The following is a 20,418-nucleotide window of genomic DNA, read 5'->3' as shown; positions in this document are numbered from 1 at the left end:
CACCGGGCCCCTGCTCGTTGTGCCCCGTGAGACCCGGCACATTTGGCGGCCGGGGCGGGGATCGCGTTGGAAGCAGCCGTTATCATAGGGTTATACTCCCGCGTGGAATCCGGCAGGACTCCCGGATCGACCTCACACGTGGAACTTACGCACGGCCATTGCCCTGCGGTAATTGATGGATAGGTATTTTTGTGCGTTTGAAAATTGCGGCTGCCCTCGTCATTGTCGGTTTGTTGACGATGGGTCTGGGCATTGCCCAGCGGACCGTGTGGGCTCCATCGGAGACCATCACCCATTCCGTAACCGGTGATTTCGAGGACGCACCCCTGACCGTGCTGGACCATGGGCTCAACAACCGCGACGGCGAAGTCCAGCTGACCGTCGAAGGCGAGGGCGGCATGATGCTGGCCGTGGGCCGTGCCGACGACGTAAAGGCCTGGGTCGGCGATGCCGCGCACGTACACGTTCTGGGCTATGACGGCAATCGAGGCCTCGTGGCCGAGCACACCCCCGGGGGAACCGAAGTGCCGAGTCCGCGTGGATCGGACATGTGGCAGACCGTCGAAACCGGAACCGACCGGATCACCTACACCTGGGCTGATCCAGCCCCCGGACAGTGGGCAATTCTGCTCGCCTCCGAAGGTGACGGACCCGCCCCGACTAACGTCAGCCTCACCGTGCCCAACAGCGAAGGCGCTCCGTGGGCAATTCCCCTGATCGTGATTGGAGCACTTTTGACTGTTCTGGGTCTGGCCATGCTTTTCGGCCGGAAAAAAGCCAAGCCGCAGGTTGAACCTGTTCCGGGATCCCGTGCCGCGCGGAGGAGGAGCGAAGCGGCCGGCAAGGTGCGGACGAAGGATCGCAGCAAGGCCGGCGTCGGCCGGCGCAGCTTTGAGGGTGGAGCGGCAGCGGTGCTCAGCCTTGGACTCATCGGCGGGCTGGGTGGTGCTGCCCTGGCCACGACGTCGGAAACGCCTGATCAGCCGGAGTCCGGTTCCGCTACAGACGCGGCGGGCACGACCGCGCCGTCCCAAGCCGGTGCCGGGACGGGCGGCGAGGCAGGCGGTTACCCGGTTCTGCTCGAAGGCCAGCTCCAGGACATCATGGATTCCGTGGCCAGCACCGTTGAGGCCGCCGACGCCGCGAAGAACACCGAAGATCTTAAGCAGCGCGTGGCCGGTCCGGCGTTGGAGCTGCGCAGCGCCACCTACGAGATTCAGTCGCAGAACTCGGACTATGAGGCGCCCATGCCGATCTCGGCAGAACCGATCATGGCCGAAGTCATCACTTCCAGCTACGAGTGGCCGCGCACCGTCGTCGCCGTGACGCAGAGCAAGCAGAGCGAAGTGCCGCAGGCCCTGGTACTGGTCCAAGATGAGCCGCGCGAAAACTACAAACTGCGTTCCGCCGTCGCAATGCTGCCCGGTACAACCTTCCCGCAGGCTGCCGCAGATCCGGCAGAGACCACCACGTTGGACAACGGCAGCGACAAGTCATTGAAGTATTCGCCGGCCTCGGCCATGGACGCCTTGGCTGACGTGCTGGCAGAGCAGGAGAGCAAGTTCGCCGACCAAGTTGCCGGGAACACCTTCGTGGAACAGATCACTGCTTTCCAGAAAGAACAGAAGAAGGCCAACAGCAAGAACGCCGACATCTCCTTCGACCACACCGTGATGGAGGAGAACACCCGCGCGCTTCGCACAGCCGACGGGGGTGCACTGGTCTTTGGCTACCTTTCCAACAGTATGAAGAGCACGCCGAGCGAGAAGGGCGGCACCGTCAAGCTGGATAAGGACTACGCAGCACTGGCAGGCGATGACCGCACCGAGGAAGGCGTGAAGATCACCTTCGGCGAATCCGTCATGCTTTATGTGCCGGCAGCCGGCAGCGATGAGAAGATCCAGGTTATCGGCGCTGCGCAGAATCTGGTCGATGCCGACCTGATGGACAAGTAAGGCATTAAGCCCCGCCGGGGAGAAACGGATACGGTATTTTCATGACTACTCCAAGTTCACGTCCCGATGCCTCGCCTTCGCTCAACCTGCATGGAGCGGTGGACCTGTCCGGCTTGAAGAACCGGCCTGCCGCAGGCCCGCCCACGGCAGCAGCCGGAGCAGGCGCCGGACCAGAAGCCGGACCCGGTGCTGCGGCGGGAGGTGCCGGTGCAGACGAGCAGGGGCAGCAAGGTTCGACGGCGGGACACCGTTTCATCTTGAACGTCACCGAAGAGACCTTCGGCCAGATCGTGCAGATCTCCTCGCAGGTTCCCGTAGTCGTGGAACTTGGTTCGGCGCGCACCGACCCCAGCGGGCAGCTCTCAGCCGTCCTCGAGAAACTCGCCATCGAGTACAACGGACGCATCCTGCTGGCCAAGGTCGACGCCGACGCGAGCCCGCAGATTGCGCAGGCCTTCCAGGTCCAGAGCGTCCCCGCCGTGGTCGCGGTCCTCAAGGGCCAGCCCGTTCCGCTCTTCGAGGGTGCCCAGCCCGAACAGCACGTCCGCAGCTTCCTGGAGGAACTGCTCAAGGTGGCCGAGGCCAACGGCGTGACCGGAAGCCTGGAGGATGAGGGTGGCCCGGCGGCGGATTCGAATGAGCCTGCGCCGTTGCCGCCGCTGCACCAGGAGGCTTACGACGCCATCGAGGCCGGCGACTACGACGCTGCCAGCGCCGCCTATCGGAAGGCGTTGGCCGAACAGCCCGCCGATGCGGAGGCCAAGGCCGGCCTGGCCCAGGTCGGCCTTCTGCAGCGCGTGCAGGATATGGACGGCGCCAAGGTCCGCCAGGAAGGCGCCGACGCCCCCGACTCCGTGCAGGCACAGCTCGCCGTCGCGGATCTCGATGTGGTCGGCGGACATGTGGAGGACGCGTTCTCCCGGCTGGTGAAGCTCGTTGCCCGCACCGCCGGCGATGACCGTGAGACCGTCCGTGCCCGCCTCGTGGAGCTGTTCGACATCGTCGGGATGTCGGACCCGCGGGTCAGCAAGGCCCGTTCCGCCCTGGCCCGCGCGCTGTTCTAAGCCCGCTGCAGCGGCGAGGAATCATTTGCCGTCCGGGGCTGTTGGACGCCAGTATGACTAACTCCGCCCTGTTCTCGCCGTTGTCCCTGCGTTCGATGGAGCTCAGCCACCGCGGCTGGGTGGCGCCGATGTGCCAGTACTCCGCCGAGCCGGCAACAGCTCCCGGCGTCCCCACCGACTGGCACCTGATGCATCTCGGTTCGTTCGCCGTCGGCGGTGCGGCCCTGATCCTGACCGAGGCGACGGCGGTGAACCATCAGGGAATGATCAGTCCGCGCGATACCGGGCTGTACAACGATGAGCAGGTGGCGGGCTGGCGCCGGGTCACGGATTTCGTGCATGCCAATGGTTCTGCCGATGCCAAAATCGGCGTCCAGCTCGCACATGCGGGCCGGAAGGCTTCCACCTATTGGCCGTTCTCAGCCAAGTCGGGCAGTGTCCCGGAGGACGACGGCGGCTGGGCGACAGTGGGACCGACGGCGCAGGCGTTCGGTGAGCTCGCGGCACCGGAGGCAATGACCGCCGGGGATATTGACCGGGTGGTGCAGGATTTCGCAACGTCGGCGTCCCGGGCGCTCGACGCCGGATTCGACGCCATCGAAATCCATGCCGCGCATGGCTACCTGCTGCACCAGTTCCTCTCTCCCCTGGTCAATACCCGGACCGATGACTGGGGCGGCGGCGAAGCCGGGCGGATGAAGCTGCTCCTGGATGTCATTGACGCCGTCCGGTCCCGTGTTCCGGAAGACTTCCCGGTGCTGCTGCGGATTTCCGCCTCGGACTGGAGCAACGGCGGCCTCGATGCGGACAGCTCGGTCCGGCTGGCCAAGCTGGTCCGCGAGCATGGGATTGACCTGATCGATGTGTCCAGCGGCGGCGCCGTTCCGGATGCCAAAATCCCGGTTGCCCCTGGCTACCAGACAACCTTCGCTGAGCAGATCCGGCGCGAAGCGGATGTGCCGGTTGGTGCCGTCGGACTGATCGCCTCGGCCGTGCAGGCCGAACACGTGGTGGTCTCCGGGCAGGCGGAAGGTGTCTTCATCGCCAGGGCGGCGCTGCGGGATCCGCACTGGTGGCAGCGGGCCGCCTTCGAACTGGGACAACCGGTTCCGTGGGCGCCGCAATACGAGCGCGCCGCACCGCGGGCATCGTTCTAACACCGGTTCGGTGAACTTAGTCCTCAAGGATGAGTTCCAGGACCGTGCCGTGTTGCTAGCGTTGAGCCATGACTACAGAGTCTGCTGCGCTGTCCGTCCGGTCACTGGCCAAACGCTTCGGCGGCAAGGTCGCCGTCAACGGCATTAATCTCGATGTTCCCTCGGGTTCCTTCTATGGCCTTGTCGGTCCCAATGGAGCCGGCAAAACGACGTCGTTATCCATGGCTACCGGACTGCTGCGACCCGACTACGGGCAAGCGTGGGTGCACGGGGTCGACGTGTGGGAGCGGCCGCTGGAGGCCAAACGGCTGATGGGGATCCTGCCCGATGGCGTCCGCCTCTTCGACCGGCTCAGCGGCGAACAGCTGGTGACCTATGCCGGTCTGCTCCGGGGCATGGACCGGGAGACCGTCGCCGCGCGGGTGGCCGACCTGCTGCGCGCGCTCGATCTGGCCGCCGATGCGGGGACGTTGGTCGTCGACTATTCCGCCGGCATGACCAAGAAAATCGCGCTGGCCTCGGCGCTGATCCACGCCCCGCGCCTGCTGGTGCTGGACGAACCATTCGAATCCGTGGACCCGATCTCCGCGGCGAACATCCGCGACATCCTGCACAGCTATGTCGACTCCGGCGGCACTGTGATCGTCTCCAGCCATGTGATGGACCTCGTCCAGCGGATGTGCGACCACGTCGCCGTGATTGCCGGCGGAAACGTGCTGGCAGCCGGAACCGTCGATGAAGTCCGCGGAAATTCGAGCCTGGAGGACCGCTTCGTCGAGCTCGTGGGCGGCCGGAACCCTACGGAGGGGCTCGAATGGTTGCGGACCTCGTAAGGCTCAAGCTGGCGCTGCTGGCCAACTCGCTCCGGCGCAGTAAATGGCAGCTGGTCGGCGTGATCATCGGTGGGCTGTACGGTCTTAGCCTGCTCACCGGCGTCGTGGCGGGGCTCGTGGCACTGAGTTTTGCCGAACCGGAACTGACGCGCACCGTCGTCGTGCTGGCGGGTTCGGCGGTTGTCCTCGGCTGGATGCTGATACCGCTGGTGGCCGGCGGCGTCGACATGACGCTGGACCCTGCCCGGTTCGTCACCTTCGCCATTCCGCTGCATAAACTCCTGGCGGGATTGATGCTCGCGTCACTGGTCGGCGTTCCCGGCATCGTTACGCTGATTGCGGCGCTGGCGACGACGGCGTCGTGGTGGAAATATCCGCTCCCGCTCGTGGCGGCACCTGTGTGCGCCCTGCTGGCCGTGTTCACCTGTATTGTCCTCTCGCGGCTGGTGACATCGGCGACGGCGACGCTTGCCTCATCCCGCCGGTTCAAGGACGTCAGCGGCATCGTCGCGTTCATTCCACTCGTGCTGCTCGGCCCGATTATCGGTTCCGTGGCCACTGGGATCGAGAATGCGCGCGCCTTCCTGCCGGCACTGGCGGAGACGATGTCCTGGACGCCGCTGGGTGCGGCCTGGTCGGTGCCGGCGGATCTGGCGCTCGGTTTCTACGGTGCGGCCGCCGGAAAGTTCCTGATCGCCGCCGGGACGCTGGCGTTGCTCGTCTGGATCTGGAAAATAAGCCTGGCGCGGGCACTCGTCACGCCCGTGCATAGCGCGGTGGCGCGCAAGAGCGCCGGCAATCTCGGTTTCTTCGCCAGGTTTCCCGGGACACCTACCGGGGCGGTTGCGGCGCGCTCGCTGACCTACTGGGTGCGGGATCCACGCTACGGTGCGTCACTGATCATGGTGCCGGTACTGCCGGTCCTGCTGATCTTCGCCGGCAGCCAGAGCGGGGACTTCGGGCTGCTCAGTTTCCTCGGTCCGTTCGCCGCGGTCCTGCTCGTCTGGTCCATTTCCGCCGATGTCTCCTATGACAACACGGCTTTCTGGATGCATGTGTCGTCCGGGGTGAGCGGCATTGCCGACCGTACCGGCCGGGTGCTCGCCTGCGCGGCGTTTGCGCTCCCGGTTTCGCTGCTGTTCGTCGTGCTGCCGCTGTGGCTGAATGACTCCTGGAACCTGCTGCCCGCCATGCTGGGGCTGACCCTCGGTGTGCTGTTGACAGGCCTCGGCCTGGCGAGCGTGGTCTCCGCCCGCTATACGTACAACGTTCCGGCGCCGGGGGACAGCCCCTTCAAAACTCCGCCTGGTTCGGGGGTGCGCACCATCCTGGTCCAGTTCGTCGGTTGGCTGACGCTGGCGGTGCTGATCGCCCCGGAATTGGTGCTGGCACTGATCTCCATCGCCACCGGTGCGATGTTGTTTGGCTGGTTGGCGCTCGGCGCCGGACTGGTGCTGGGGGCGGTATTCCTCGTGTTGGGTATCCGGATTGGCGGGCGGTGGTTCGACCGGAGGACCCCGGAGCTGCTTCTGGCGGTCAGCCACAATAAGTAGGCCCCGGGGGATATGTTGGAGGAAGCACCCGGTCTGGAGAAAGGTGGAGCTGATGGAAATTGTCATCCTCCCCGACAGCAGCACCATCGGAGCGGCCGCCGCCGATGCCGTCGAGGCCCTGTTGCGCCGCAAGCCGGATGCGGTGCTGGGACTGGCCACGGGATCGTCCCCGCTGCCTGTCTATGACGAGTTGGCCAGGCGGCATGCGGAGCAGGGGCTGGACCTGTCCCGGGCGAGTGGTTTTGCCTTGGACGAGTACGTCGGCCTGGAAGCGGGGCATCCGCAGTCCTACCGCGAGGTGATCCGCCGGGAATTCACCAACCGGGTGGATATCGATCCGGCCCGCGTACACGGCCCGGATGGTTCGGCCGCTGATCCCGTCCTCGCCTGCAGCGACTATGAGGCGGCCATTTCCGCGGCTGGCGGGATCGATCTGCAGCTCCTCGGCGTCGGCACCGACGGCCATATTGGGTTTAACGAACCCGGCTCATCCCTTGCCTCCCGGACACGGATCAAGACGCTCACCGAGCAAACACGCAAGGACAATGCACGGTTCTTCGACGATCCCGACGAGGTGCCCGGGCACGTCGTCACGCAGGGACTGGGAACGATTATGGATGCCCGGCATGTGATCCTCATCGCCACAGGCGGGCAGAAGGCGCAGGCGGTGCACGACTTTGTGGAAGGGCCGGTCGCAGCCATCTGCGCGGCATCGGTGCTGCAGTTGCATCCGCACGCGACTATCCTGGTCGACGAGGCCGCGGCGTCGGGCCTCAAGCTGGCCGACTATTACCGCTACACGTACGAAAACAAGCCGGGATGGCAGGGGTTGTAGGCGGTAAGATGGAACGCATGAGTATGCCGTCAGATCCTTTTGAATCAGATCCATCACGGGAGTCGTCACCCGGCGGTTCGACCGCCACCATCGAGCGCGAGGAACTGCGCGAAGAGGTCGAACCCGGCGACAGTGAGCGCTTTGCCCACTACGTCCGCAAGGAAAAGATCATGGAGTCCGCCTTCTCCGGAGACCCGGTGATCGCACTGTGCGGGAAGGTATGGACACCGGGGCGCGATCCCGAAAAGTTTCCCGTCTGCCCTGAATGCAAGGACATCTACGATGGGCTGCGTCCTGGCAAAGACAAGAACGGCGGCGGTAAGGGTGGCAAAGGCGGAGAAGGTGGCAAAGGCGGCGGCGACAAATAATCCTGCCGTAGTTTCCGTTCGTCCTGTCCGTCCTGTCCGCCCGCAACAGATTGCACCACCGACACCGTGAATACAGCTGAGCCGGGCGCGTTTGCGCCGGGCGGACCCATGTCCGCGGCGTACCGTCCGCTCACCATCGGACTGCTGGCGATCATTACCTGTGCCGCTTTCGAGGCGATGGCAGTTGCGACCGCCATGCCCTTGGTGGCCAAGGACCTTGGCGGACTGACGGGTTACGGGCTGGCATTTTCGCTGTTCCTGACCGGTTCGCTGCTCGGCACTGTGATTGCCGGATCCTGGACGGATATCAAGGGTCCGCGTCCCGCCTTGATCGTTGGCCTTTCCCTGATGGTGGGAGGTCTGCTGGTCGCAGGCGCGGCGGGGGACTTCTCCATCCTGACGCTGGGCAGGGCCGTCTCCGGTCTCGGTGCCGGCCTGATGATCGTGGCCGTTTATGTCATCATCGGGCAGGCGTTTCCGTCCACAACGCAGCCGACAGTTTTTGGTTGGCTCGCAGCGGCATGGGTGCTTCCGGCGCTGATAGGGCCGTACCTGTCCGGCCTGCTGGCCCAGTATGTGAGTTGGCGGCTGGTGTTTGTTTCCGTCGCACCGATCGTCGTGCTCGCAGTGGTGCTGGTGTGGCCGACGGTGAAACGGCTTGGCGCACCGGCGTTTCCGTCGATGAAGCCCGCGCAGGGCCGCCGTCGTTCTGTTCTGGGAGTATTTTTGGCGGTAGGAGTTTTCGCCGCGCAGTGGGCCGCCCACGGATTCGCCGCGCCCGGTGGCGTCGACGGGCTGGGCGCCTATGTGCTGGCCGCATTGCTGCTGGCCGGCGCGGCGGCGGTGGGGCTGACCCTGCCCAGACTGCTGCCGAAAGGCTCCCTGCGCTTTGCCCGGGGGCTCCCCAGCATTGTGCTCAACCGCGGCTTGATGACGCTGGCCTTTTTCGGCGCAGAAGCCTTTATCCCGCTGATGCTCGTCGACGTCCGTGGACTCGACGCGTCCACGGCCGGGCTGGCCCTGACCGGCGCGGCTATCGGCTGGTCCGCAGGCTCGTTCACACAGGCGCGGTTCCGCTTTGAGCGGGCCTGGCTGCTGGTATCTGGCGGCGCACTGCTGACGATGACGATGACGGCGCTGGCATTGCTGGCGTCGCCGGCCGTGCCGGTGTGGGTGCTCGTCGTGGTCTGGGCCGTCTCGGGTTACGGCATGGGGATGGGCATGTCGACGTCGTCGGTACTGACGCTCAAGCTGTCGCCGTCGGCTGAACGCGGCCGGAATTCGTCATCGCTGCAGCTCTCTGACATGCTCGGAGGAGTGGTTGGAACTGCCGGGGCTGGTACTGTTTATGCCTTATTGTGGGACCGGAACATCGGAGAAAGCACGGGAGTATTTGTGGTCATCTGGGCATCTTTGGCGGTGTTTTCAATGCTTGCGGCAGTAGCGGGATTGCGCGCCCGCAGGCACGAAACCCAAACCGAAGATTCCAAGGTGGGTGTAGCACTTCCGTGAATGAAACGCTGTTCAGCGCCGGCTCCTCCCTGCCTCCGGCGTATCCCGATCGTGCCGCCTGGGGCACCGCCCAGAAACTCCGCGCCTGGCAGGCAGAAGCGCTGGAGAAGTACTTCCAGAGCTCGCCGCGGGACTTCCTCGCTGTTGCGACGCCGGGAGCAGGAAAGACCACCTTCGCCCTGCGTGCCGCCGCGGAGCTGATTGAACGCGGGATCATCAACCGGGTCACCATCGTCACACCGACCGACCACCTGAAAAGCCAATGGGCCGACGCCGCCGCGCGGATCGGCATCGCGATTGACCCGAATTTCAAGAACGCCGACGGCAGGCACGGCAGCGGCTTCATCGGCGTCGCCGTCACCTATGCGCAGGTCGCAAGCAAACCGCTGCTGCACCGTGCCAAGACCGAAGCGGCCAAGACGCTGATCATCCTCGATGAGATCCACCACGGCGGCGATGCGCTGTCCTGGGGCGACGGCATCCGCGAGGCATTCGAGCCTGCCGTACGCCGCCTGGCCCTGACCGGTACACCCTTCCGCTCGGATACCGCGGCGATCCCGTTTGTCGAGTATGCCGAAGACGCCGAGGGGATCCGCCGCTCCAAGGCCGACTACACCTACGGCTACGGGGAAGCACTCAAAGACCACGTGGTCCGGCCGGTTATCTTCATGGCCTACTCCGGACAGATGCGGTGGCGCACCAGCGCCGGTGACGAGATCGCCGCCAACCTCGGGGCTGCGGCAACCAAAGACATCACGGCCCAGGCCTGGCGGACCGCTCTGAATCCGCACGGCGAATGGATCCCTGCCGTACTCTCCGCCGCGGACCGCCGGCTGACCGAAATGCGGCGCAGCGTGCCCGACGCCGGTGGATTGGTGATCGCGACGGACCACGAGGATGCGCGCGCCTATGCCGGCCAGTTGAAGCGGATTACCGGCGAGTCGCCGACAGTCATTCTCTCCGATGACGCCAAGGCTTCGGGCAAGATCGAGAAGTTCTCCGACGACGAGAGCCGGTGGATGGTCGCGGTCCGGATGGTCTCGGAAGGGGTGGATGTACCGCGCCTGGCCGTAGGTGTCTACGCGACGTCGACTGCCACACCATTGTTCTTCGCCCAAGCCGTCGGGCGCTTCGTCCGCGCCCGCAAGCGGGGCGAGACGGCGTCGGTGTTCCTTCCCTCTGTGCCGAACCTGATGGTCCTGGCCAACCAGCTCGAACTTGAGCGGGATCACGCCTTGGACCGTCCGCAGAACGACGAAGCCGACGCGTTCTCCGAGGAGGACGCCGAGATGCTGGAGGCCAACCGCGAGGAGAAGGCCTCCGACTCGCTGACCAAAACGCCTTTCGAGGCGCTGGAGTCGCAGGCCTCCTTCGACCGGGTGCTTTTCGACGGCGGCGAGTTCGGTGCCGGTGGAGACATGGGCAGCGAGGACGAACTCGACTTCCTCGGCATTCCCGGCCTGCTGGACGCCGACCAGGTCGGTACCCTGCTGCGCCAGAGGCAGGCAGAGCAGCAGTCGCGGCGGAGCAAATCCACCGGCGCTCCGGTCCAGGAGACGCAGGTGATCGATCACCGACAGCTCAAGGACCTGCGGAACGAGCTGGCCAAGAACGTTTCGGCCTGGTCGGCCCGTTCGGGAACCCCGCACGGTGTCGTCCATAACGAGTTGCGGCGGCTCTGCGGTGGACCGGCAGTGGCGCAGGCCAACGAGGAGCAACTGGCCCAACGGTTGAAGAAACTCCAGAACTGGTTCATCGGCCGGAAATAGCCCCGGGTTCGGACCTGTCCCGCCGCCGGATGGCTATTTCAGGTCGACGCCGGCAGCTTCCAGGTCTTCGAGTGCCTGCTCAGTGGTGTCAGGGGAGACCCCGGCGGTCAGGTCCACGAGCACGGAGGTGACGTAGCCGGCCTGGACTGCATCCAGCGCGGTGGCCTTGACGCAATGGTCCGTGGCAATCCCGACAATCTGCACCTCATCGACTTCGTTCTGCCGCAGCCAGTCGTCCAGGCTGAGCTTCTCGTCGTCGTCCGGCACAGGCTCCGCCGGGTCGCGGTCGCCGGTCGGGACAACCTCCTCCGGGGCCAGCACGCCTTCAAAACCTGAGTAAGCGGCCTCGAACTGGCCCTTGATGAAGAAAGCGTCGACCTGTTCTGTGTCGAAGTCCGGATGTGTCTGCGCCCCGTCCGTTCCGGCCACGCAGTGAACCGGCCAGCTGTGCACGAAGTCCGGATTGTCGGAGAAGTGCGATCCCGGATCGATATGCCAGTCCTGGGTGGCCACGATGAAGTCATAGTGGTCGAAGTTCTGTTCAATGAAATCGCTGATGCTGGCGGCCGTCTCCGCTCCGCCATCGGTCGCCAGCGACCCGCCCTCGCAGAAGTCGTTCTGGACGTCGACAATGATCAGTGCGCGTGTCATGACTACTCCTCGAATTCGGTGGGAATGACTGCCTCGCCACGCTGCAGCCGCAGCGCCGAGGCGGGAAGTTCGGACATCGACTCATTGTGCCGCCCGGCGGCGCGGACCACTGCCTTCGGACCTGTCCAGCCGTCCAGCACTTCGCCGCCGGCAACGAACTGATGCAACAGGGGCCGGTCATCGCCGTCGTTCTCCGGCGACCGGCCGATACCCACGACCTCCCCGGTGGCGACGCCGTGTTTATTGCGCCGGCGCAAAGCGTATTTGCGTCCGCCGACAGAGGCCTTGCTCTTGCTGGCCTTCGCCACGGAAACAAACCCGCCGTCGTCGCCCTCCCTGCTGACCAGTTTGTAGACCAGGCTTGCGGTCGGTGCTCCGGAACCGGTGACCAGCGAGGTGCCGACGCCGTAGGAATCGACCGGGGCCGAGGCCAGGGCGGCGATGGCGAACTCGTCCAGGTCGGAGGTAACGGTGATCTTGGTGTTGTTGTTGCCCAGCGAATCGAGCAGAGCGCGGACGTCGCGGGCTTGTTCCAGCAGGTCACCGGAGTCCAGCCGGACCCCACCGAGTTTTGGCCCGGCCAGTTCGACGGCGGCACGCACGGCGGTTTCGACGTCGTACGTGTCCACCAGCAGTGTGGTGCCGACTCCGAGCGAGGCCAGCTGTGCCTCGAAGGCGTCCCGTTCGGAATCGTGCAGCAACGTGAAGGAATGTGCGGCCGTTCCGACCGTCGGCACGCCGTACCGCAAGCCCGCCGCGAGATTGGACGTGCCCGCGAAGCCGCCAATCACCGCGGCCCGGGAGGCGGCGACGGCGGAGACCTCATGCGTGCGCCGGGAACCCATTTCCAGGCACGGACGCCCGGCGGCGGCACCGGTCATCCGGGAGGCGGCCGAAGCGATGGCGCTGTCATGGTTGAGGACGGAGAGCACGTACGTCTCGAGGACGCAGGCCTCAGCGAACGTTGCCTCAACAATCAGGATGGGGGAGCCGGCGAAGTAGGCCTCACCCTCCGCGTAGCCGTAGATATCGCCGGAGAACTTGAAGTCGGACAGCCAGGAGATGGTCTCGTCATTGACCACGTTGGTCCTGGCCAGGAATTCCAGCTCCTCGTTCCGGAAGCGGAAGTTCGCCAGCCCCTCCAGGAACCTGCCGGTGCCGCCAACGATCCCGTAGCGGCGGCCGTCCGGAAGCCTGCGGGCGAAGGTCTCGAAGACCGACCGCCGGTGCGCGGCCCCGGAATGCAGGGCGGCCTCCAGCATGGTCAGCTCATAGTGGTCGGTAAATAGTGACGTGTTGGGCGGCGTCCACCCTCGCGCGGTACTCACACCGAAAACTCTAATGCCGCAGCGGCCTGTTTAGTACCCGGGCCTTCGGCGGTGTGGATGAGAGGTTGCGGAGACTTACAATGGAAGCCATGACTGTCAGCACCGCTTCCGCCCCCGATACTGACCAGGAAACCGACGTCGAGAAGCTGACCGCGACTGATATTCCATGGGTGGTCCTCGTCTGGAACGACCCGGTGAACCTGATGAGTTACGTCAGTTACGTCTTCCAAAGCTACTTCGGCTATCCCGAAGCCAAGGCGCACAAACTCATGCTTGAAGTCCATGAGCAGGGCAAGTCCGTTGTGGCGACGGGGTCGAAAGAAAAAATGGAACAACACACCACGGCACTGCATTCATACGGGCTGTGGGCGACATTTCAGAAGGCGGATCAGGCATAGTGGCGAAGGCATTCAGGAACACCCGCAAGGGCATCACCGGTTTCCTTGAACCCGGCGAACGCGACCTGGTGAGGAAGCTCTTCAACGACATCATCACCATGCTTGAGCCCGACACGGCGGGCGACCAGGACCCGTTGGCGGCAATGGTGGGACTCGACGATACGGCCGAAACGCCGTCGGACCCTGCTCTGTTCAGGTTGCTGCCCAATGCCGTCAACAACGACGACGACGAGGCGCTGGAGTTCCGCCGGCTCACCGAGCGCTCGTTGCGGGAAACGAAAATCGGTGCCCTTCGTGGTGCCGCACTGGCCTTGGACAGCAGCCGGATCGTGCTCAACCCGGAGCAGGCGCAGATATTCTCGCGGGCGCTTAACGACGTGCGGCTGGTGCTGGCGCAGCGGCTGCAGATCGAATCCGCCGAAGACGCCGAGCGGATCCACGAGGTGCAGAACTCCTCGCAGGCCGAAGATGTCGAAAGTTACCTTGCACTGGTCTACAACTTCACCACCTGGCTGCAGGAATCCCTGATGCAGGCTCTGCTGGAAGATCACGGGCAACACGGCGATTCCGACCAATAACGCAGCCCCTTAACGGCTCGCACCCAGCCAAATGTGATTAAGCAGACTCGCTTTCAAATTCACCCTGAGGGCAGCGAGGAACTATGGTCGGTAAATCATGAGCTCAGCACCGGATGAGAATTCAACGAAGAATCTGACGTCGGCTCCCATCGGGATTTTCGACTCTGGAGTGGGCGGCCTGACCGTTGCCCGCGCCGTGATCGATCAACTGCCGAACGAGTCGATTCTCTATGTCGGCGACACCGCCAATGGCCCCTACGGACCGCTGCCCATCGCCCAGGTCCGGGCCAACGCCCTCGGCGTGATGGATGAGCTGGTCGACTCGGGTGTGAAGCTGCTCGTCATCGCCTGCAACTCCGCCTCGGCCGCGGTGCTCCGGGATGCCCGGGAGCGATACACCGCCCGCTACGGGATTCCCGTTGTCGAAGTCATCCAGCCGGCAGTCCGCCGCGCCGTCGCCTCGACCCGCACTGGCCGGGTCGGCGTCATCGGCACCTCCGCCACCATCGGCTCCCGCGCCTACGACGACGCGTTCGCCGCCGCCCCGCAGCTGGGCATCACCTCCGCAGCCTGCCCGGATTTCGTCAAGTTCGTCGAAGCCGGCGTCACGGCGGGCCCCGACGTCGTGGCGAGGGCCGAGCAGTACCTGAAGCCGCTGCAGGAGGCCGAGGTCGACACGCTGATTCTCGGCTGCACACACTATCCGTTGCTGACCGGTGTCATCTCCCTGGTGATGGGCGACACTGTCACACTGGTTTCCAGTGCCGAAGAAACCGCCAAGGATGTCTACCGGGAGCTGACCACGCATAACCTGCTCCGCGATGATCCGGCCGCACCATCGCACACGTTCGTAGCGACCGGGCGGGGGACGCAGTTCGAAGAGCTCGCCCGGCGCTTCCTGGGGCCGGAGGTGCTCAGCGTCCAGCACGTCGATCACGTCGCCGCCCAGTATCCGACCGGCAGCATCGCCAGGATCACCCCGGAGATGGTCTCCGCCGCGGCGTCGGGAAACAAGGTCTCCAATTTCGTGCTGGCTGATGGATCAGAAGCGGACGCTTCGGGCGGAAGGAGTGGCCGGTGAAACTGACCATTGTTGGCTGCACAGGCTCCTTCCCCGGCCCGGAATCGCCGGCGTCGTGCTATCTGCTCACGGCCGACGACGCCGACGGCCGCACCTGGCGGATCCTGCTGGATCTTGGCAGCGGCGCGCTCGGCTATCTGCAGCGGCACATCGACCTGACCCAGATCGACGCCGTGCTGCTGACCCATCTGCACGCCGACCATTGCCTGGACATGTGCGGCCTGCACGTGGCGATGAAGTGGTGCCCGGAAGGCTGGCCGGGAAGCCGGATCCCTGTGTACTGCCCGGAAACGACCAACACCCGGATGGCGCTCGCCTACGGCCTTGATCCCGATCCCGGCATGACCGGCGAGTTCGACTTCACCGACTGGCGTGAAGAACAGCCGGTGCGGATCGGCCCGTTCACCGCCACCCCGTACGCCGCCAACCATCCTACCGACCAGGCCTACGCGCTCCGGCTGGAAACAACAGAAGGAACCGGCGACGGCGGCACCCGGACCAGCGTGTTGACGTATTCCGGCGACACGGACTCCTGCCCGGGCCTGGTGAAGGCCGCGGCCGGCGCGGACGTCTTCCTGTGCGAGGCGGCCTTCCACGAGGGCCGGGACGAGGTCCGCGACGTACACCTGACCGGCAAGCGTGCCGGTGAGGCGGCAGCCGAGGCAGGTGCCGCAAAACTGCTGCTGACGCACCTGCCGGTCTGGAACGACCCGCAGCGGGCGCTCGCCGAGGCACGCGAGGTGTTCTCCGGCGAACTGGACGTCGTCGCACCCGGCGCCAGCTATGTAATTTGAGGTCCGCCCGCGGCCGATAGGGTGGAGGTATGACTGATACCGCCCCACGCGCCGATGGCCGCACACCCGACCAGCTCCGCCCGATCAGCATCACCCGCGGCTGGTCCAAACAGGCGGAAGGCTCCGCACTGATCGAATTCGGCAACACCAGGGTGCTGTGCACGGCCTCGCTGACGGCCGGCGTACCGCGCTGGCTCAAGGGAGAGGGCCGCGGTTGGGTGACGGCCGAATACGCGATGCTGCCGCGCGCGACCAACACCCGCTCGGACCGCGAATCCGTGAAGGGAAAAATTGGCGGCCGGACCCACGAAATCTCCCGCCTGATCGGCCGCTCGCTGCGCTCCATCATCGACACCAAGGCCCTCGGCGAAAACACGATCGTGCTGGACTGCGACGTGCTGCAGGCCGACGGCGGCACCCGCACCGCGGCGATCACCGGCGCCTATGTGGCGCTCGCCGAAGCGATCCGTTACGCGCAGGAAAAGAAGATCGTGCCCGCCAGCGCCAAACCACTGACCGATACCGTCGCCGCCGTCAGCGTCGGCATTATCGACGGCGTGCCGATGCTGGATCTGCCCTACGTCGAAGACGTGCGCGCCGAGACCGACATGAACGTTGTCGTCACCGGCTCGGGCAAGTTCGTCGAGGTGCAGGGAACCGCCGAGGGCGCGCCTTTCGACCGCGACGAACTCAACGCCCTGCTCGATCTGGCCCTGCTGGGGACCGCCGAACTGGCCGGAATCCAGGAAGCGACGCTGACCGAAGGCCCCACCAGTGACTGATTCCGCAACAAACCAGCAAGCCCCGGCGCCGCGGCTGGTTCTGGCCACCCGGAACCAAGGCAAACTGCGCGAGCTCCGGGAACTGCTGCGCGGCAAGGTACCGGGGCTCGACGTCGATACGCAAGTGATCGACGCGGCGGCAGTGGATGCGCCCGACGTCGTCGAATCCGGTGTCACGTTCGCTGAAAATGCCATCCTGAAGGCCCAGTCGGTGGCGAATGCGACCGGACTGGCAGCCATCGCCGACGATTCCGGACTTGCCGTCGAGGTGCTCGGCGGAGCCCCCGGAATTTTCTCCGCCCGCTGGGCCGGCCGGCATGGCGACGACACCGCCAACCTGAACCTGCTGCTGGCGCAGTTGTCCGACGTCGGCGGGGAACACCGCGCGGCGGCTTTCGTCTGCGCGGCCGCCCTCGCGGTTCCGGAGGCCGGCGGACAGGACGGGATTATCGCCGTCGAACATGGCCGGCTGGAGGGAATGTTGCTGCGCGAACCACGCGGCGAAGGCGGCTTTGGCTACGACCCAATCCTCCGTCCAGCCGGTGATGAGCGCAGCTGCGCCGAACTCAGCGCAGCGGAGAAGAACGCGATCAGCCACCGGGGCCAGGCCTTCCGGGCACTGTTGCCCGCCATCGCCGCACAGCTCGCAAAGTAACGCGAAACAAACCAGCTCCGGGGTGGAAATCGAAAAGTAGTAAGCGTACTGTCTTTCATTAGGAAGCCCATTATCGAGCACGCCTAAGGAGACCGACGTGAAAGCACTAACCTGGCAGGGACGCCGATCACTGAGCGTCGACAACGTCCCCGACCCAAAAATCGAGGAACCAACCGACGCGGTCATCAAGATCACCTCGACAGCCATCTGCGGATCCGACCTGCACCTTTACGAAGTCCTCGGACCGTTCATGGAGCAAGGCGATATCCTCGGACACGAGCCGATGGGGATCGTCGAGGAAACCGGCAGCGCCGTCACCAACCTCTCGGTCGGGGACCGCGTGGTCATTCCGTTCAACGTTGCCTGCGGCCACTGCTGGATGTGTGACCGCGGCCTGCAGTCGCAGTGCGAAACGACGCAGGTGCGCAAGTTCGGCAGCGGTGCGGCCATGCTCGGCTATTCCAAACTTTACGGTGCCGTCCCCGGCGGCCAGGCGGAGTATCTGCGCGTACCGCATGCGGACTACGGACCCATCAAGGTCAATGCCGGTCCCGACGACGAGCAGTATCTGTTCCTCTCCGACATTCTTCCCACGGCCTGGCAGGGTGTGAAGTATGCCAACGTGCCCGACGGCGGCACCCTCGCCGTGATGGGACTGGGGCCGGTGGGCCAATTCGCCGCCCGCGTCGGCAAGTATCTCGGTTACCGGGTCCTCGCCGTCGACCCCGTTCCGGAACGCCGCGCCATGGCCGAGCGTCACGGCGTCGAAACAATGGACCTGAACCGCCATCTCAAGGACGCCATGAAGGACAGCACCGACGGCCGCGGGCCGGATTCCGTCGTTGAGGCTGTCGGCATGGAAGCGCACGGATCGCCGGTTGGCAAATTCGCCCAGACTGCCGTTGGATTCCTGCCGGACAAGGCCGCCCAGAAGGCGATGAGCATGGCTGGGCTGGACCGGATGAATTCCCTGCACACCAGCATCGACGTCGTCCGGCGCGGCGGTACGGTCTCGATCAGCGGCGTGTTCGGCGGGCAGACGGATCCGATGCCGATGCTGTCCATGTTCGACAAGCAGCTGCAGTTCCGGATGGGGCAGTGCAACGTCAAGCACTGGATCGACGATCTGCTGCCGTTAGTGGAGGATCCCTCCGATCCGATGGGTGTGAAGGACCTGACCACGCACACCGTTTCGCTCGACGAGGCCCCCGCATACTACGAGAAGTTCCAGAAGAAGGAAGACGGCTGCATCAAGGTCGTCCTCAAGCCATAGGTTCGGAGATGCCCGCCGCGATAGGGCACACTTAAGGCAATATGACGAACAGTATCTCCGCGCTCCTGCCCGCCCAGACATCGGATCCCACGAACAATCTCTCCGGGGTTGCGCAGTGGGCGGTCGACCTGATGGAGACCATCGGTGCCCCCGGGGCAGGCTTGGCCATCGCGTTGGAGAACCTGTTCCCACCCCTGCCCAGCGAGGTCATCCTTCCGCTGGCGGGCTTTACCGCCAGCCGGGGCAATTTCACGCTCTTTGAGGCCATTCTCTGGACCACCATAGGCTCGGTCGTCGGTGCATGGGTGCTCTACGGAATTGGTGCAGCGCTCGGACGGCACCGGATGCGGGTGCTGGTCGGCAAGGTTCCCCTGGTGGACATCGAGGACATCGACAAGGTCGAGGCGTGGTTCAACCGGCACGGCTACATGGCCGTGTTCTTTGGCCGGATGATTCCGCTGTTCCGCAGCCTGATCTCCGTCCCGGCCGGCATTGAACGAATGCCGGTCTGGATATTCCTCGGACTGACGACGGCGGGAAGCCTGATCTGGAACACGATCTTCGTCCTGGCCGGATTCTACCTCGGGGAGAACTGGCACATCGTCGAGCAATATTCGGAGATCTTCAAGAACATCGTCATCGTTATCGTGGTGCTGGCGTTCGCCTACTGGCTGGCAACCGCGATCAGGAAATACCGCCGCAAGCGCGCCAGTGAAAGCAATGGTCCGCCGCTCTGATCTTTCGTCGAATCGCGATCCACGCCGTGCCGCTGGCAAGCTGAGGTTCGCTCCGGGGGTAGCCTTGAGGGCGTGTCACTGGACTTTACTGCGATCGATTTTGAGACGGCCAACGGATTTCGCGGCTCTCCCTGCGCAGTAGGCCTCAGCAAGGTCCGCGGCGGACGGATCGTCGAAGAGGCGTCCTGGCTGATGCGGCCGCCCGAGGGGCACGACTACTTCGATCCGCGCAATGTCCGGATCCACGGCATCGAATCGCACATGGTGGCGCGGCGGCCGCGCTTCTGTGACCTCTTCGCCGAAATTGGCGGCTTTATCGGCGGTGACACGCTCGTCGCCCATAATGCGGCCTTCGACATGGGCGTCATCCGTTCCGCCCTGGAGGTTTCCGAACTGGCCGGCCCCGCCTACGAATATGCCTGCACGGTGATGCTGTCCCGCCGCAACTACAGCCTGGTCTCGTACTCCCTGCCGTTCGTCGCGGAGGCGGCCGGCGTTCCGCTGCTCAACCACCACGACGCCGTCGAAGATGCCCGGGCGTGTGCCGGCATCATGATCGATATCGCGGCCAGGAATGAAGCCGCCAGCCTGGCCGAACTCTATCTGGCGATGAACCTGCAGGCGTCCAGGGCCGAGCAGTACGTCCCGGGAATGGGCCAGGTCTCCAAGCCCACCAGAACCGCACTCGAACGGCTGGCGAACGGCACTCCAGCCTTTACCGGCTGGAGCGGCTGGCCCGAGGAGGGCCCCAATCCGGAACCCAATCCCGACGCCGACAGCTCACACCCGCTGTATGGCCAGATCGTGGTGTTCACCGGAAACCTCGGCATGGCCAGAACCGAAGCGAAGCAACGCGCCGCCCACCTTGGCGCCCAGCCGGCCAGCGGCGTTACCCGCAAGACATCGGTGCTGGTGGTTGGTGACGGCTTCGTCGCCGCGGACCTCATGTCCGGCCGGGTGACCGCCAAGGCCCGCCGGGTGATGGATCTGCATAACCGGGGACAGCAGATCGAGGTGCTCTCCGAAGGCGAGTTCCTGCAGATGACGGGCGGCCACTGGCCGGCCGCGGCAAGCTAGGTTTGTTGACCAAGACCG

At 65.0% G+C, this 20,418-nt stretch carries 20 protein-coding genes; 18 read left to right on the top strand and 2 right to left on the bottom strand.

Features of this window, described 5'->3' with window-relative positions:
* Positions 1-191: 191 nt before the first annotated feature.
* The 9 genes from ACX80B_RS02530 to ACX80B_RS02490 all read left to right on the top strand — a co-directional run bounded on the left by ACX80B_RS02530 (position 192) and on the right by ACX80B_RS02490 (position 11,046).
* Positions 192-1,955 carry a hypothetical protein gene (locus ACX80B_RS02530; RefSeq protein WP_459292683.1) on the top strand — a complete coding sequence of 588 codons (1,764 nt, stop codon included), beginning with the start codon at positions 192-194 and terminating at the stop codon, positions 1,953-1,955.
* Positions 1,956-1,996: 41 nt separating this feature from the next.
* On the top strand, positions 1,997-3,019 hold the full coding sequence (locus ACX80B_RS02525; RefSeq protein ID WP_459292681.1) for a co-chaperone YbbN: 1,023 nt from the start codon (positions 1,997-1,999) through the stop codon (positions 3,017-3,019).
* 53 nt (positions 3,020-3,072) lie between these two features.
* On the top strand, positions 3,073-4,176 hold the full coding sequence (locus ACX80B_RS02520; RefSeq protein WP_459292679.1) for an NADH:flavin oxidoreductase/NADH oxidase: 1,104 nt from the start codon (positions 3,073-3,075) through the stop codon (positions 4,174-4,176).
* A 68-nt stretch (positions 4,177-4,244) separates the two neighbouring features.
* Entirely contained in the window at positions 4,245-5,009 is a 765-nt protein-coding gene (locus tag ACX80B_RS02515) for an ABC transporter ATP-binding protein (protein WP_459292677.1), read from the top strand.
* Positions 4,991-6,562, top strand: coding sequence for a transporter (locus tag ACX80B_RS02510; RefSeq protein ID WP_459292675.1), 1,572 nt, complete (start codon positions 4,991-4,993; stop codon positions 6,560-6,562). Before ACX80B_RS02515 ends, ACX80B_RS02510 begins: the two co-directional genes overlap by 19 nt.
* 52 nt (positions 6,563-6,614) lie before the next feature.
* The gene (gene nagB, locus ACX80B_RS02505) at positions 6,615-7,397 is read left to right on the top strand and encodes a glucosamine-6-phosphate deaminase (RefSeq protein ID WP_459292673.1); all 783 of its coding nucleotides are present in this window, start codon (positions 6,615-6,617) and stop codon (positions 7,395-7,397) included.
* 17 nt (positions 7,398-7,414) lie between these two features.
* Complete coding sequence (locus ACX80B_RS02500) at positions 7,415-7,765, top strand: DUF3039 domain-containing protein (RefSeq protein ID WP_459292671.1); 351 nt, start codon at positions 7,415-7,417, stop codon at positions 7,763-7,765.
* Between the two features lie 66 nt (positions 7,766-7,831).
* Positions 7,832-9,277: an MFS transporter gene (locus tag ACX80B_RS02495; RefSeq protein WP_459292669.1), complete on the top strand. Its 1,446-nt coding sequence runs from the start codon at positions 7,832-7,834 to the stop codon at positions 9,275-9,277.
* On the top strand, positions 9,274-11,046 hold the full coding sequence (locus ACX80B_RS02490; RefSeq protein WP_459292667.1) for a DEAD/DEAH box helicase: 1,773 nt from the start codon (positions 9,274-9,276) through the stop codon (positions 11,044-11,046). Before ACX80B_RS02495 ends, ACX80B_RS02490 begins: the two co-directional genes overlap by 4 nt.
* Before the next feature lie 33 nt (positions 11,047-11,079).
* On the opposite strand, the gene ACX80B_RS02485 is transcribed toward ACX80B_RS02490, so the two are convergent.
* Complete coding sequence (locus tag ACX80B_RS02485) at positions 11,080-11,697, bottom strand: isochorismatase family protein (protein WP_459292665.1); 618 nt, start codon at positions 11,695-11,697, stop codon at positions 11,080-11,082.
* 2 nt (positions 11,698-11,699) lie between these two features.
* The gene (locus ACX80B_RS02480; protein WP_459292663.1) at positions 11,700-13,025 is read right to left on the bottom strand and encodes a nicotinate phosphoribosyltransferase; all 1,326 of its coding nucleotides are present in this window, start codon (positions 13,023-13,025) and stop codon (positions 11,700-11,702) included.
* Positions 13,026-13,114: 89 nt separating this feature from the next.
* On the opposite strand from ACX80B_RS02480, the gene clpS reads away from it, so the two are divergent.
* The 9 genes from clpS (at position 13,115) to ACX80B_RS02435 (ending at position 20,400) form a co-directional block, all read left to right on the top strand.
* Entirely contained in the window at positions 13,115-13,423 is a 309-nt protein-coding gene (gene clpS / locus ACX80B_RS02475; RefSeq protein ID WP_459292661.1) for an ATP-dependent Clp protease adapter ClpS, read from the top strand.
* Positions 13,423-14,001 (top strand): DUF2017 domain-containing protein, encoded by a 579-nt coding sequence (locus ACX80B_RS02470; protein ID WP_459292659.1) that lies wholly within the window; start codon positions 13,423-13,425, stop codon positions 13,999-14,001. Before clpS ends, ACX80B_RS02470 begins: the two co-directional genes overlap by 1 nt.
* Before the next feature lie 97 nt (positions 14,002-14,098).
* On the top strand, positions 14,099-15,082 hold the full coding sequence (gene murI / locus ACX80B_RS02465) for a glutamate racemase (RefSeq protein ID WP_459292657.1): 984 nt from the start codon (positions 14,099-14,101) through the stop codon (positions 15,080-15,082).
* Complete coding sequence (locus ACX80B_RS02460) at positions 15,079-15,876, top strand: MBL fold metallo-hydrolase (protein ID WP_459292655.1); 798 nt, start codon at positions 15,079-15,081, stop codon at positions 15,874-15,876. The genes murI and ACX80B_RS02460 overlap by 4 nt, the downstream gene beginning before the upstream one ends.
* Before the next feature lie 29 nt (positions 15,877-15,905).
* Positions 15,906-16,658, top strand: coding sequence for a ribonuclease PH (rph, locus tag ACX80B_RS02455; RefSeq protein ID WP_459292653.1), 753 nt, complete (start codon positions 15,906-15,908; stop codon positions 16,656-16,658).
* Positions 16,651-17,313, top strand: coding sequence for an RdgB/HAM1 family non-canonical purine NTP pyrophosphatase (gene rdgB / locus ACX80B_RS02450; RefSeq protein WP_459292651.1), 663 nt, complete (start codon positions 16,651-16,653; stop codon positions 17,311-17,313). Before rph ends, rdgB begins: the two co-directional genes overlap by 8 nt.
* 97 nt (positions 17,314-17,410) lie before the next feature.
* Positions 17,411-18,586 carry a zinc-dependent alcohol dehydrogenase gene (locus ACX80B_RS02445; RefSeq protein ID WP_459292649.1) on the top strand — a complete coding sequence of 392 codons (1,176 nt, stop codon included), beginning with the start codon at positions 17,411-17,413 and terminating at the stop codon, positions 18,584-18,586.
* Between the two features lie 41 nt (positions 18,587-18,627).
* Positions 18,628-19,323 carry a DedA family protein gene (locus ACX80B_RS02440; RefSeq protein WP_459292647.1) on the top strand — a complete coding sequence of 232 codons (696 nt, stop codon included), beginning with the start codon at positions 18,628-18,630 and terminating at the stop codon, positions 19,321-19,323.
* Between the two features lie 72 nt (positions 19,324-19,395).
* A complete protein-coding gene (locus ACX80B_RS02435; RefSeq protein WP_459292645.1) occupies positions 19,396-20,400 on the top strand; it encodes a 3'-5' exonuclease in 1,005 nt (334 codons plus the stop codon).
* Positions 20,401-20,418 lie beyond the last annotated feature (18 nt).

Source organism: Arthrobacter monumenti (assembly GCF_054511255.1).
The sequence above is the reverse complement of the archived record's forward strand: the minus strand, read 5'-3'. Positions and strand labels throughout refer to the sequence as shown.

Excerpts from the sequence above, each read along its gene's own strand:
- rph (WP_459292653.1), top strand. The coding sequence starts at position 15,906 with ATGACTGATACCGCCCCACGCGCCGATGGCCGCACACCCGACCAGCTC.
- nagB (WP_459292673.1), top strand. The coding sequence starts at position 6,615 with ATGGAAATTGTCATCCTCCCCGACAGCAGCACCATCGGAGCGGCCGCC.
- ACX80B_RS02440 (WP_459292647.1), top strand. The coding sequence starts at position 18,628 with ATGACGAACAGTATCTCCGCGCTCCTGCCCGCCCAGACATCGGATCCC.
- clpS (WP_459292661.1), top strand. The coding sequence starts at position 13,115 with ATGACTGTCAGCACCGCTTCCGCCCCCGATACTGACCAGGAAACCGAC.
- ACX80B_RS02520 (WP_459292679.1), top strand. The coding sequence starts at position 3,073 with ATGACTAACTCCGCCCTGTTCTCGCCGTTGTCCCTGCGTTCGATGGAG.
- ACX80B_RS02525 (WP_459292681.1), top strand. The coding sequence starts at position 1,997 with ATGACTACTCCAAGTTCACGTCCCGATGCCTCGCCTTCGCTCAACCTG.
- ACX80B_RS02485 (WP_459292665.1), bottom strand. The coding sequence starts at position 11,697 with ATGACACGCGCACTGATCATTGTCGACGTCCAGAACGACTTCTGCGAG.
- ACX80B_RS02510 (WP_459292675.1), top strand. The coding sequence starts at position 4,991 with ATGGTTGCGGACCTCGTAAGGCTCAAGCTGGCGCTGCTGGCCAACTCG.
- ACX80B_RS02515 (WP_459292677.1), top strand. The coding sequence starts at position 4,245 with ATGACTACAGAGTCTGCTGCGCTGTCCGTCCGGTCACTGGCCAAACGC.
- ACX80B_RS02500 (WP_459292671.1), top strand. The coding sequence starts at position 7,415 with ATGAGTATGCCGTCAGATCCTTTTGAATCAGATCCATCACGGGAGTCG.
- murI (WP_459292657.1), top strand. The coding sequence starts at position 14,099 with ATGAGCTCAGCACCGGATGAGAATTCAACGAAGAATCTGACGTCGGCT.